13 protein-coding genes and 3 tRNA genes are annotated in these 13,304 nt (G+C 32.9%); 12 read left to right on the forward strand and 4 right to left on the reverse strand.

All coding sequences use genetic code 11. The features are described 5' to 3' along the window. Positions 1-44: 44 nt before the first annotated feature. Positions 45-314 carry a hypothetical protein gene (locus AC9UEH_RS08290; RefSeq protein ID WP_509530677.1) on the forward strand — a complete coding sequence of 90 codons (270 nt, stop codon included), beginning with the start codon at positions 45-47 and terminating at the stop codon, positions 312-314. 75 nt (positions 315-389) lie between these two features. Continuing rightward, positions 390-463: transfer RNA gene (locus AC9UEH_RS08295), tRNA-Thr, on the forward strand. A gap of 116 nt (positions 464-579) precedes the next feature. On the opposite strand, the gene AC9UEH_RS08300 is transcribed toward AC9UEH_RS08295, so the two are convergent. Further along, positions 580-1,581, reverse strand: a complete 1,002-nt coding sequence (locus AC9UEH_RS08300; RefSeq protein ID WP_509530679.1) for a M28 family metallopeptidase — start codon at positions 1,579-1,581, stop codon at positions 580-582. Between the two features lie 102 nt (positions 1,582-1,683). On the opposite strand from AC9UEH_RS08300, the gene AC9UEH_RS08305 reads away from it, so the two are divergent. The 3 genes from AC9UEH_RS08305 to AC9UEH_RS08315 all read left to right on the forward strand — a co-directional run bounded on the left by AC9UEH_RS08305 (position 1,684) and on the right by AC9UEH_RS08315 (position 3,387). After that, on the forward strand, positions 1,684-2,139 hold the full coding sequence (locus AC9UEH_RS08305; RefSeq protein ID WP_509530681.1) for a DUF1801 domain-containing protein: 456 nt from the start codon (positions 1,684-1,686) through the stop codon (positions 2,137-2,139). Positions 2,140-2,395: 256 nt separating this feature from the next. Beyond that, positions 2,396-2,572: a hypothetical protein gene (locus AC9UEH_RS08310; RefSeq protein ID WP_509530683.1), complete on the forward strand. Its 177-nt coding sequence runs from the start codon at positions 2,396-2,398 to the stop codon at positions 2,570-2,572. A gap of 185 nt (positions 2,573-2,757) precedes the next feature. After that, positions 2,758-3,387, forward strand: a complete 630-nt coding sequence (locus tag AC9UEH_RS08315) for a LytR/AlgR family response regulator transcription factor (protein WP_509530685.1) — start codon at positions 2,758-2,760, stop codon at positions 3,385-3,387. Positions 3,388-3,437: 50 nt separating this feature from the next. Here the strand turns inward: AC9UEH_RS08315 and AC9UEH_RS08320 are convergent, their stop codons facing one another. Together AC9UEH_RS08320 and AC9UEH_RS08325 are read right to left on the reverse strand one after the other, a co-directional pair. Next, on the reverse strand, positions 3,438-4,976 hold the full coding sequence (locus AC9UEH_RS08320; RefSeq protein ID WP_509530687.1) for an OmpP1/FadL family transporter: 1,539 nt from the start codon (positions 4,974-4,976) through the stop codon (positions 3,438-3,440). A gap of 47 nt (positions 4,977-5,023) precedes the next feature. After that, positions 5,024-6,049: a hypothetical protein gene (locus tag AC9UEH_RS08325; RefSeq protein WP_509530689.1), complete on the reverse strand. Its 1,026-nt coding sequence runs from the start codon at positions 6,047-6,049 to the stop codon at positions 5,024-5,026. Between the two features lie 100 nt (positions 6,050-6,149). Between AC9UEH_RS08325 and proS the strand changes: the two genes are divergently transcribed. The 5 genes from proS (at position 6,150) to typA (ending at position 10,294) form a co-directional block, all read left to right on the forward strand. Beyond that, the gene (gene proS, locus AC9UEH_RS08330) at positions 6,150-7,628 is read left to right on the forward strand and encodes a proline--tRNA ligase (protein WP_509530691.1); all 1,479 of its coding nucleotides are present in this window, start codon (positions 6,150-6,152) and stop codon (positions 7,626-7,628) included. A 78-nt stretch (positions 7,629-7,706) separates the two neighbouring features. Continuing rightward, a tRNA-Glu gene (locus AC9UEH_RS08335) sits at positions 7,707-7,778 on the forward strand. Between the two features lie 27 nt (positions 7,779-7,805). Further along, positions 7,806-7,877: transfer RNA gene (locus AC9UEH_RS08340), tRNA-Glu, on the forward strand. Positions 7,878-8,028: 151 nt separating this feature from the next. Next, positions 8,029-8,280, forward strand: a complete 252-nt coding sequence (gene rpsT / locus AC9UEH_RS08345) for a 30S ribosomal protein S20 (protein ID WP_035673520.1) — start codon at positions 8,029-8,031, stop codon at positions 8,278-8,280. Between the two features lie 217 nt (positions 8,281-8,497). Then, positions 8,498-10,294, forward strand: coding sequence for a translational GTPase TypA (gene typA / locus AC9UEH_RS08350; protein ID WP_509530694.1), 1,797 nt, complete (start codon positions 8,498-8,500; stop codon positions 10,292-10,294). Between the two features lie 121 nt (positions 10,295-10,415). Here the strand turns inward: typA and AC9UEH_RS08355 are convergent, their stop codons facing one another. Further along, on the reverse strand, positions 10,416-11,504 hold the full coding sequence (locus AC9UEH_RS08355) for a M42 family metallopeptidase (protein ID WP_509530696.1): 1,089 nt from the start codon (positions 11,502-11,504) through the stop codon (positions 10,416-10,418). An 85-nt stretch (positions 11,505-11,589) separates the two neighbouring features. Here AC9UEH_RS08355 and AC9UEH_RS08360 point away from each other — a divergent pair, with 85 nt between their 5' ends. Further along, positions 11,590-12,267, forward strand: a complete 678-nt coding sequence (locus AC9UEH_RS08360) for a DUF4294 domain-containing protein (RefSeq protein WP_509530698.1) — start codon at positions 11,590-11,592, stop codon at positions 12,265-12,267. Between the two features lie 153 nt (positions 12,268-12,420). Next, positions 12,421-13,050 carry a hypothetical protein gene (locus AC9UEH_RS08365; protein WP_509530700.1) on the forward strand — a complete coding sequence of 210 codons (630 nt, stop codon included), beginning with the start codon at positions 12,421-12,423 and terminating at the stop codon, positions 13,048-13,050. The last annotated feature ends 254 nt before the right edge of the window (positions 13,051-13,304 follow it).

The raw sequence follows: 13,304 nt of genomic DNA on the forward strand, positions 1-13,304 counted from the left end.
ACTTTTGCAGACGAAAATTTAAATTTCAAATTAAAAAATACAAAATGGCAAACGTTAAAAATTTAAAAAAAGACATCAACTACGTTTTAGGAGATATTATTGAAGCAGTTTACTTATATGAAATCGCTACAACAGGAAAACCAACAGATGAAACGAATGCGTTGATTGATGAAGCTATTGCAAGTTTCGATACTTTAATTACTAAAGTAAACGCAAAAAAAGTTGAAAACAAAAAATCACACTTCAAACAAATCAATGTTGAATTGGAACAAGTTGCAAATCAATTGATTACTAAAATCAACGGTTTACAATAAAAATAAGTTTTAAAAAAGGTCAAATTTATTTTGGATTTTAGAAATTCAAATCTATATTTGTACTTGGAATTATTCGCCAGCGTAGCTCAGTTGGCTAGAGCAGCTGATTTGTAATCAGCAGGTCGTGGGTTCGAGTCCCTCCGCCGGCTCTTTTTAAAAAAAACCATTTTACGAAAGTAAAATGGTTTTTTGGTTTTATATCAATTCGATTTTTTTATAAAACTTAATATTCTGTATGAGAATCTTAAAAAAAACTTTTGATATATTATTTCCCAGATTTGTCAACAACGGGGCGGTTTTCTCTGTTGGCTAATTCCCAAGCGATGGTAAAGGCGAATTGCGCTCTTTTGGCTAATGCATCGAATTCTATTTTGTCAGGAGTGTCCGTAGCTTTGTGATAATCTGCATGAACTCCGTTGAAAAGGAATACGGATGGAATGCCATTTTTTGCAAAATTATAATGATCGGAGCGGTAATAAAATCGGTTGGGATCGTTTCGGTCGTTGAAAGTATAATCGATGTTGAGATTGATAAAGTTCTTGTTGGCGGCTTCGCAAATGGTGTATAAATCCGTTGAAAGGTAATCGGAGCCAATTAAATATACGTAATTGTTAGAGTCTTTATGGGCTTCGTCACGGCGTCCAATCATGTCAATATTGATGTCGGTAATAGTATTTGCTAATGGAAATAATGGATTTTCTGAATAAAAACGTGAGCCGTGAAGTCCGTGTTCTTCGCCAGTTACGTGAAGAAATAGGATAGAACGTTTTGGTCCGTGACCTTCATTTTTGGCTATTTGAAATGCTTTTGCAATTTCTAAAACAGCCACAGTTCCAGAACCGTCATCATCTGCGCCATTGAAAATTACGCCATTTTTTATTCCAACGTGATCATAATGTGCTGAAATAACTATGATTTCATTGGGTTTTTCGGAACCTTCTATGAATGCCCAAATGTTTTCTGAATCGGGTAAATTTTCATTGTGTTTTGCATTTAGGAATGCGGCAGGTATTTTTTGATAGTAATCTGTTGCTCCCTTCGGAAATGAAATTCCTGCTTTTTTATACTGTGAAATCAAATAATTTCCCGCTTTCTTTTGGCCTGCAGAGCCTGTTTCTCTGCCTTCCATGTCATTGGATGCAATGATGTTCAGGTTGGTTTTCAATGCTTCTTTTGAAATAGCATTTAAATATTTTACAGGTTGTTCTTGAGCAAAACTAATTACAGTAACAATTATTAATAAAATAGAAGTGGTGTTTTTTTTCATTGGATGTTTTTTTATGCAAATATCTAAAAATAAAGCAGATTAAATTAATTTTTCTCACTTGACGCTGTTTTATTTTCTAAATTAGCTAAATAAATTATACAAATGCAATCAAATTGTAAAACACCGCAGGAATATTTGAATTCATTACCTGAAGATCGAAAAATAGCAGTTGAAAAATTACGAGAAATAATTAAGCACAATTTACCTGAGGGTTTTCAAGAGGAAATGTCTTATGGAATGTTGGGGTATGTTGTTCCGCATTCAATTTATCCAAAAGGGTATTACTGTAATCCAAAATTGCCATTACCATTTATGAATGTTGCTTCTCAAAAGAATTTCATAGCGATTTACCATATGGGAATTTATTTAGATTCCAAAATAATGAATTGGTTTGTTATTGAATATTCTAAGCAAGTTAAAACCAAAATTGATATGGGAAAAAGTTGTATTCGATTTAAGAAAATGGATGAAATACCCTATGAATTAATAGGTGAATTGGCCACTAAAATGTCCGTTTCTGATTGGATTTCTATTTTTGAAAATAATATTAAAAAATAATTTCAATTTACCTTTAATAAACTTTGGAATTTACAAGATGGTAATCACACGAAAACCTGCTGAAATAATATTTATTGTTTTCAACAAATGCATTTCGAACACTTTTTAAAATCGTATTCACAAGTTATTTTTGCCTTTTCACTAAAATTAAATCCAGATTCTTTGATTTTTACAAATAGTTGTTAAAAAATGAGTATATTTACTAAAGTCTATTTTTATATAGTACTTTAGCAATTAACAATTAAAACAAATCAACATGAAAAATTTAGTAGCAGTTTTAGCCATTACGCTTTTGTCAGTTTCAATGAATGTTAATGCACAAGAAAAAAAACCAAAAGAAAAAGCTAAAAAAGAATGTTCTCCAAAAGAAATGAAATCTTGCGATAAAGATAAAAAAGCAGGATGTTGTGCTAAAATGACCGTAAAAAAATAAAAGTATAGATTTTCTTTGTTTTTCAGTATAAATTTTTAGACAATTTTTCACCGTTACAAACCATTTATTATCAAATAACACCATCTATTCCTAAATAGGTGCAATTGTTACTTGGGTTTAAAAATATTTTTTATTTTCAATTAATTTCGTGCTTTTTAAGAGTAATTATTTTAAAATAAATTATTTTGATAGTAAAGAAAGCTATAGCGCTAAAAGAGGATTTAATTAATGTTTCAGAATTAACAAAATTAATATCTAATTATTGTTTAAATATTGATTCAGCCCTAGAAGCTGTTCCAGTACAGAGTTTAATTTTAGAAATTAATGTTGTTAATCCTGACATACTATTTGTAGATGTCAAGCCTTTAATTATGGAACAAGTAATAAATGCTGTTTCAAAGGTAATGCAAACTATGGAATTGAATAAATTCTTAGATAAGCACGAAAAGCCTAGTGTGATAGTTCAAAGTCTTAAAGTTGAATATCGAGAATATGTTGCTATTTCTTCTTTAGAAGATATATTTTTCATTAAGATGAATGAGATTATGTATTGTAAGTCGGAAGGCAGATACACAAAGTTTTACCTCGAAAATGGAGATGTATTTATGTCTAGTAAAAATATTGGAGAATATGAAGATATCTTAGATAAACGTAATTTTTTCAGAGTTCACAATTCGTATGTAATAAATATGAATTTTGTGAATAGAATCATTAAAACTGACGGAGGTAGTAGCGAAATGAAAAATGGATTTTTAATTCCAATTTCTAAAAGAAGAATAGAAAATTTTTATAAGTTTATTAAATTAAAAAATTAAATGCAACAAAAAAAGGCTAATTACTAATTGCCTTTTTTTGTTGCCTTTTTTTATAATTCAAATGACAAAGTCATTGTTAGGATATTGGTTTTAGAATTTATAGTTGCAGAATCTGTCATTCCGGCACTAAAAAACTGTTTTTGCGAGTCTCTTTCTAAATGGGAGTAGGTAAAATCCAGTTTAGTTTCCCCAAAATTATACCCAAAACCTGTTGAAAAACCTGTTAAATTTCCAATAGTACTTCCGTTTTTGTAGGGGCTTTGTTCCGTTCTATATCCTGCTCTTAAACTTAATTCTTTAATTCTATATTCACCGCCTATTCTTAATTCGCTCGATTGACCAAGTAAATTACGTATTTCACTATTTGCATTTTTGAAATCATTACTCGGATTAAATTTAGTGTTACTGTAATCTTTTGTTGAATAGTCGATACTTAGAATTCCTTTTTTTCCAAAGATATATGCAAAACTACCAGTCCATTTTGCTGGTGTTTGTAACTGATATGGGGCATAAATATTCGTTATTCTTGGATTAACATAATCTGTTGGTAATTCCCCCAGTGAATTAGCGCTAATAACTGCAAGTTTTTGTGTTAACTTATCATTCATTTTATACCAAGTAGGCGATTCATAGGATAAACCAATTCGAGCTTGTTTGGTTATTTTCGCTATTGCTCCCAATTGAAAAGAAATTCCATTTCCATAAGTTACAAGTTCATTGTCAAATCGTAAACGTTGAACACCTGAAAGTAAATTATTAGAATTTTCTTCATAAAAGCTGTCGTTTTGTAAAAAATCTACAAAATGAGAGTTTATATTTGCACCGAAATATAATTTATCTTTATATTGAGCGGATGTATTAAAGGAAAGTTTTCCATTGTAACCGTTGGATCTAGAATAGTTTTCTTGATAATAATTTCCTCCTGTTGGCACTAAAGAAACATAATTTCTATTTGAAACGTCATTATAATTATTAGCGGGATCAATAATAAAACCTTGGTAACCTAGAAATGCTTGTTGGGCACCATATCCATAATTAGTCCCCAAGTAATCGTATAAACTAGTTATTGTTTCTCCTGGTTGCAATTGTAAATTGGATAATAATTGTCCTCCATTTTGATTAGCATAATATTTAAAATAGTCACCAACAGAATGAGACGTATTTGTTCCTGCTGAAAAAATGGCATTGTCAAAATTATTGGCGTTTTCATAGTTCAAAGCAAAACTAAATTTTCTCCAATAGCTTTTTCGGTCTTCATTCTTGACAACATAAACTGCTCCAAACTCATTCAAATCTGATGAAGTATTTTTTTCATTAGTTTTTGTTCCAAAATAACTGGAATTATTTTTAATCCCAAAAGTAGTATATGTTAAAGCGATTTGGTTATTTTTAAATATTGCCGAACCAGCTGGATTTACGTTTAATGCTGAAAAATCACCTCCTAAAGCCCCAAATGCTCCACCCATTGCGTTAAAGCGAGCGGTTCCGTTTAGATTGACTTGGGCAAAACGGAGCGCATCAGTAATATCTTGAGAAAGTACTCCTGAAGTTGTAAATCCTAAAAGAATTATTAATAAATATTTTTTCATTGTTTTTTAATAATTAAGATTCTATCAATTTGATTTTTTAAATTATTTTATCTTCTGCCGCCAGAACCGCCAGAACCGCCAGATCTTCCGCCGCCATAACTCCCACCGCCAGATCCACCACCAAAACCACCGCCAGAATTTGAGCTTGGAATGTAACTTCTTGGGGGAGAGTAGCTTTCGCTTCTAGGTGAAGAATCACTTCGTGTTGGGGTATAACTTCTCGGGGTGTAATTCTCACCTCTCGGAGACGGAGTATCTTCTCTTATAGGATTATAATTTCTAGGGGCAACATTAGTATTTCGTGGTGAAGAGACTTCTTCTCTTATTGGAACATAATTTCTAGGATTAGTGTTTACCCTTCTAGGAATAACTTCTGTGTTTGATATTGAATTTCTTCGGCCTACAGAAAAATTATTAGAAACATAATTTTCAGATACTCTACCATTATAGTATCTTCCAGAAGAACGTCCTCTAATTCCAATACTATAAGAGTTATGGTTGTTATAGCCACCGTAATAAGGATAATAGTTATCGTAGTAATAATTACTATTATATCCCCAGCCGTAATAGCCATAATTGGCTCCATACCAATTGTTCCAACCCCAACCATAACCAATACTTGGTCCGTACCAAGAATTCCAACCTAAATTCCAATTCCATCCATAATTCCAATGCGTTCCATAGCCGTAATTGTTCCAGCCCCAATTGTTATTATATATGGTAACATTTGTTGGTTGTGAGTTATTTCCCCAACCAGCATATCCAGAAGAATAGCTTTCGGTATTGTTGTTTTTATTAATTAAGGTATCTGTAGTAGTAGCGTAATTATCTATGTTAGTGAAAATTTCCTCTTGCGTATTATTATCCCTTAAAGAACTGAAATACTCTTTGTATTTATAACTATTATTTGCTGCTCTATTCTCAGTCCCATTATCATCTGAACCGTAAATACCGTCACGATCAGTGTAAGAGCTATTCTTGAAGGAGGTACAAGATGTAATTACACTACTAATTAATCCAATTATTAAATAAATTGAGATTGATTTTGCCGAAAAAAAATAATTAGTTTTCATATCTATACATTTTAATTGTTGTTCATTACAAAATTAGTTAGTTTTGCCGAACTATTTAGTTAAATTTAGTTAAACAATTTTAGTGCCAAATTATTTTATCATGAGCAAGAACTTAACAACACGATCTGAAGATTATTCAAAATGGTATAATGAGTTAGTTGTCAAAGCTGATCTTGCCGAAAACTCAGGCGTTAGAGGCTGTATGGTAATAAAACCCTACGGATATGCAATTTGGGAAAAAATGCAAGCAGAGTTAGATAGAATGTTCAAGGAAACAGGACATGAAAATGCTTATTTTCCTTTATTTGTTCCCAAAAGTATGTTTGAAGCCGAAGAAAAAAATGCAGAAGGTTTCGCAAAAGAATGCGCTATTGTTACCCATTACCGATTAAAAAATGACCCTGACAAACCAGGGAAACTAATGGTTGATCCCAATGCAAAATTGGAAGAAGAACTGATTGTTCGGCCTACAAGTGAAGCAATTATTTGGTCAACCTATAAAGGATGGGTACAATCGTATAGAGATTTACCATTGTTAATTAACCAATGGGCAAATGTAGTTCGGTGGGAAATGCGTACCCGTTTATTTTTACGAACTGCCGAATTTTTATGGCAAGAAGGACATACTGCTCACGCAACAAAAGACGAGGCAGTTGAAGAATCAGAAAAAATGATGCACGTATATGCTGAATTTGCTGAAAATTTTATGGCGATGCCAGTTATAAAAGGGCTAAAAACCGAAACAGAACGTTTTGCAGGTGCCGACGAAACCTATTGTATTGAAGCGTTGATGCAAGACGGAAAAGCCTTGCAAGCGGGAACTTCTCACTTTTTAGGGCAGAATTTTGCTAAAGCATTTGATGTTAAATTTGCAACTGCCGAAGGAAAGCAAGAATATGTTTGGGGAACTTCATGGGGAGTTTCAACCCGATTGATGGGTGCGCTTGTAATGACGCATTCCGATGATCAAGGATTGGTTTTGCCACCAAATTTAGCTCCGATTCAAGTGGTTATTGTTCCAATTTATAAATCGGACGAGCAATTAGAGGAAATTTCTACTGCCGTAAATATCGTAATGTTGGCTTTAAAAAAATTGAATGTTTCTGTAAAATATGACAATAGAACTACTCAAAAGCCAGGTTTTAAATTTGCCGAGTGGGAATTGAAAGGCGTTCCGATTCGAATTGCTGTTGGTCCAAAAGATTTAGAAAACGGAACTTTTGAGGTGGCTCGAAGAGATACTTTGTATAAAGAAGTTGTTTCTAATGAAGGAATTGAAATCTATATCAGCGATTTATTAGCGCAAATTCAGAAAGATTTATTTGATAAAGCATTAAATTATCGGGATACCCACGTTACAGAAGTCAATAGTTTTGAAGAGTTTAAATCGATTTTAGACAACAAAGGTGGCTTTGTATCAGCACATTGGGATGGAACACCTGAGACAGAAGAAAAAATTAAGGATTTAACCAAAGCTACCATAAGATGTATCCCTTTGGACAGAATAGAAGAGGCGGGAAGCTGTGTTTTTACTAGCAGTCCATCAGTTGGAAGGGTATTGTTTGCTAAGGCGTATTAAAAAAAGCGAAAAAAATATACATCAGCTATTGCTCGAATAAAAAATAGTTGTATTTTTGCATCCGCATTACAAAAGCTCGGTCCGTTCATCTATCGGTTAGGATCTCTGGTTTTCATCCAGGAAAGGGGGGTTCGATTCCCCCACGGACTACAAGTTTTAAAATTAATGTGCTATAATGGTCCGTTCGTCTACCGGTTAGGACACTTGGTTTTCATCCAAGAAATGGGAGTTCGATTCTCCCACGGACTACAAATTAGTTGTAAATAAGTTTTGTAAAATTCAAACTTGTGTCTCGAGTTTTTGTTTTATTAGTTAAAACCAAAGTGATTGTGTCAATAATTGTGGGAGGTTTTTCTTTTTTAACTGATATTTTATAAATAATTTAAAAAACACAAGTAAAATGGCAAATCATAAGTCAGCTTTAAAGAGAATTAGAAGTAACGAAAAGAGAAGAGTATTAAACAGATACCAACACAAAACAACTCGTAATGCTATCAAAGCATTAAGAATTGCTACTGATAAAACAGATGCAACATCTAAATTATCAAGTGTTATTTCTATGATCGATAAATTAGCTAAGAAAAATATCATTCATGATAACAAAGCTTCAAATTTGAAATCTAAATTAACTAAACACGTTGCAAAACTGTAATTAGTAAATCACTTTTATACACAAAAGCTTCCGACTATTCGGGAGCTTTTGTCGTTCATAGCACTTTTTAAATACCTAAAAAAGAATTTTACCCATTAATTTAACGTTAAGAATATAGCTATAAAGTCACTATCCATAAGGAAAGAAGGCGGTACTCAATAATTAATGAGGATTATGTGAAAATAAAGTGTACCTTTGCACCCATTAAAAATCACAGATGGAATCTATTAGAAACATTGCAATTATTGCCCACGTCGATCACGGTAAAACAACTTTGGTTGATAAAATTATGTATCACTGTCAGTTATTTCGTGACAACGAAAACACAGGTGACTTAATCCTTGATAACAACGACTTAGAGCGTGAAAGAGGGATCACAATTACTTCAAAAAATGTTTCTGTAGTTTACAAAGGAACAAAAATCAACATTATCGATACTCCTGGTCACGCCGATTTTGGTGGTGAAGTAGAGCGTGTATTGAATATGGCTGATGGCGTTTGTTTGCTAGTTGATGCTTTTGAAGGGCCAATGCCACAAACCCGTTTTGTATTACAAAAAGCACTTGATTTAGGTTTGAAACCTTGCGTTGTAATCAATAAAGTAGATAAAGAAAACTGTACTCCTGAAGAAGTTCACGAAAAAGTTTTCGACTTAATGTATGAATTAGGCGCAGAAGAGTGGCAGTTAGATTTTCCAACTGTTTACGGGTCTGCTAAAAATAACTGGATGTCGGATCATTGGGACAACATAACTGACAATGTGGAAGCATTATTGGATATGGTTATTGAAAATGTACCTGCCCCAAAAGTTTCTGAAGGAACACCACAAATGTTAATCACTTCATTAGATTTCTCAGCATTTACAGGCCGTATCGCTATTGGTCGTTTGGAAAGAGGTGTTTTGAGAGAAGGAATGCCAATCTCATTGTGTAAAAGAGACGGTGTAATAATGAAATCCCGGATTAAAGAATTACACACTTTTGAAGGTTTAGGTCGTAAAAAAGTTCAAGAAGTAGTTGCTGGAGATATATGTGCAATTGTAGGAGTTGAAGGATTTGAAATTGGAGATACAATCGCTGATTTTGAAAATCCAGAAGCGTTACAAACTATTGCTATTGATGAGCCAACTATGAGTATGTTGTTTACAATTAATGACTCTCCTTTCTTTGGTAAAGAAGGTAAATTTGTAACTTCTCGTCACATTAGAGATCGTTTGACAAAAGAATTAGAGAAAAACTTAGCGATGAAGTTAGGTGAAACTGATTCTGCTGATAAATTCATGGTTTTTGGTCGTGGCGTATTGCACTTGTCTGTTCTTATTGAAACCATGAGAAGAGAAGGATATGAAATGCAAATTGGTCAACCACAAGTTATTATCAAAGAAATTGATGGTAAAAAATGTGAGCCAATTGAGGAGTTAACCATCGATTTACCAGAATCACTTTCAGGAAGAGCGGTAGAGTTTGTAACTTTACGTAAAGGAGAAATGTTGAGTATGGAAACGAAAGGGGAACGTATGATTATAAAATTCAATATCCCATCTCGTGGAATTATTGGATTGCGTAACCAATTGCTTACTGCTACTGCTGGTGAAGCAATTATGGCACACCGTTTTATAGGATATGAGCCTTACAAAGGAGAAATTTCTGGACGTAACAAAGGGTCATTGATTTCTATGGAAAAAGGAAAAGCCATTCCTTATTCGATCGATAAATTGCAAGATCGTGGTAAGTTTTTTGTTGAACCAAATGCTGAAATTTACGAAGGTCAAGTAATTGGAGAAAATTCTCGTGGTGATGATATGTGTGTAAACGTGACCAAAGAGAAAAAACAATCGAATGTTCGTTCTTCCGGAAATGATGAAAAAGCAAGAATTATTCCACCGATTATTTTCTCACTTGAAGAAGCATTAGAATACATTCAAAAAGATGAATATGTTGAGGTTACACCAAAATCTATTCGTTTGAGAAAAATATATTTGACAGAAACGGATAGAAAAAGATTCAAAATCTAATTTTATTTATTTTATAAAAAAAGCCATTCTTTCGAATGGCTTTTTTTATGCATTATTCACAAAATATGAAGGGCAAACCGATTCAGTTTGCCCTTTATATACTTTAAATGCGATTTAATTTCTATTTAAAATAAGAAAATGTTTCGTTATTTTCTATTTTCAATAAACTCTCGTATATCAATTTTATCACATTTTCAACATCTTCACGATGCACCATTTCCACAGTAGTGTGCATGTATCGCAAAGGAAGTGAAATTAATGCCGACGCCACACCGCCATTACTATAGGCAAAAGCATCGGTGTCCGTTCCTGTAACTCGTGACGATGCCAATCTTTGAAACGGAATTTCATTTGCCAAAGCAGCATCTAAAATCAATTCTCTTAAATTATTTTGAACTGCCGGCGCGTAGGTAATTACCGGACCTTTACCAATTTTTATCTCGCCTTCAATTTTCATATCAATCATAGGAGTTGAAGTATCGTGGCAAACATCCGTTACAATTGCAACGTTTGGTTTTATAGTTTTCGTAATCATTTCGGCACCTCGCAAACCAACTTCCTCTTGAACAGAATTGGTTATGTACAATCCAAAAGGCAATTTTACTTTGTTTTCGTGAAGCAAACGAGCCACTTCGGCAATCATAAAACCGCCCATTCTATTGTCAATTGCACGGCAAACAAATTTGTTTTCGTTCATAATCATAAACTCATCAGGATACGTAATTACGCAACCCACGTGAACTCCCATTTTTTCAACAGCCGCTTTATTGTCGCAACCCGTATCAATAAAAAGGTTGCTAATTTTTGGATTTTCCTCTTTATCTCGATTTCGAGTGTGAATGGCAGGCCAGCCAAAAACGCCTTTCACAATTCCGTTTTTAGTGTGAATATTAACAATTTTTGAAGGTGCAATTTGATGGTCTGAACCACCATTTCTGATAACATATATCAATCCGTCCTCCGTAATATAATTCACATACCAAGAAATTTCATCCGAATGCCCTTCAATAACCACCTTGTAAGACGCGTCAGGATTGATAACTCCCACAGCCGTCCCATAAGTATCCGTTATAAAAGTATCCACATAGGGTTTCAAATAATCCATCCAAATTTTCTGTCCTTCTGCTTCAAAACCAGTTGGCGAAGCATTATTCAAATACTGCTCTAAAAAAGCAAGTGAGGTGTCTTTTAATATCGATTTTGTACTCATAAAATATTTTTTTCGCTAATTTATAAATTTGGCATCACACTTGATATATAAAAAGTATATTTTTGACAAATAAATAACGTTTCAAATGAAAATAGTCCGCTATATCCTTTTTTGCCTCCTACTTTCTTTAAGTTCTTTTGCTCAAGTAGTAAAATCAGATACGCTGAAAGTTCAAGAATTTAACGAAGAAAACGACACTATTCTGAAAGCTCCAATCCTTTTGGAAGAAGTTATCATTCACAAATACAAACTTGATCCCGAAAGTAAAAAGCAATTTTTGATTCTTCAAAACCGAGTTTACAAAGTATATCCATTTGCAAAAATCGCTTCCGAAAGATTGACGGGCTTGAATAAAAATATGGCAATCCTAAAAACAAATAGAGACAAACGAAAATATTTCAAAATCGTAGAGGACTATGTCGAGAATGAATTTACCGATAAACTCAAAAAATTGTCCCGTAAACAAGGGCAAATTCTCGTGAAATTAATTTACCGTCAAACTGGTCAAACCACCTACGATTTAATAAAAGAACACAAAAGTGGCTGGAAAGCATTTTGGTCAAACACTACCGCCCGATTATTTGACATTAGCCTAAAAACGGGTTATGCGCCTTATGAAGTCAACGAAGATTACCTCATAGAAACCATTTTAGAACGCGCTTTTAACAGCGGAAGATTGGTAAAACAAGCTCCCGCAACACCAATAGATTATGATAAATTATCCGATTATTGGTTTGCAAAAGCAAGTGATAGTAATAAATAATTTATGGTTCCATTTCTTTTATTCCCTTCTGGATATACTAATTTCACCCTCATAAAAAAGTAAAAATAAAATCTTTAATTTTAAATAAATAAAAAGACACCAAAAAATCTTTTTATTTATTTATTTTTACAATATTAATTAAATATTTGAAAAATGATTAAATACTTTGTAACTATATTAATGTTTAGTTTTTTGGGGTATTCACAATCCAATTACAATAGTCTATCTATTGAACTTTCTTATGGTTATACGGGTACAGTACAGCCCTATTTAACAAAGTATAACACGAGTTTTTCGGGATTTAATAATATTAATATTGCAGGCCGATATATGTTTTCTGAAAAGTTTGGTGTTCGATTAGAATATGTTAACGATCGGTTTATTTCGGATAGCAACAGTAACATTGGAACCTATTTTAATAGATTTGGGGCTCAATTGGTGTATAATATTGGAAAAGATTTGGATTTGTTATATATATCTCATGAAAAGCTGGGATTGCTTACCCATGCTGGAGTAGGTTATACTTTATCAAGACCTGTGGGTAATAATTTTACGGAGCAAATAGGGTCTTTAGTTATGGGTGTTACGCCTCAATTTAAATTGAATAATAAAATCGCTTTATTTACTGATTTTTCTTCTGTGTTAAACTTCAAACAACATTATAGATTTGACGGTTCTTTAATTTCGCCAGATTACGTGCCAACTGTTGGTTTTCATTATAATGTTTCTTTTGGTGTTATGCTATATATTGGAGAGAAAAATTTGCATAATGATTGGTATTAGTTAGTTTTCTGGTTTTATTTATACACTTAACTATACTGCAAAAGCTAAAATATTTTATACATAAAAAAACGGATTAGAGAAAACTAATCCGTAGATTTAAAATTATTACATTTAGTAGCGAGGACGGGAGTTGAACCCGTGACCTCAGGGTTATGAATTGAGTTTTTACTCGATTTTTGCCCCCTTTTATATGCCAAAAAAGATGATTTCTTTAAAAATGGTGTACGGTTTGGTGTACTGTTTTTGTGTACTGT

The organism is Flavobacterium sp. (assembly GCF_040402835.1).
Classification (GTDB): Bacteria; Bacteroidota; Bacteroidia; order Flavobacteriales; family Flavobacteriaceae; genus Flavobacterium.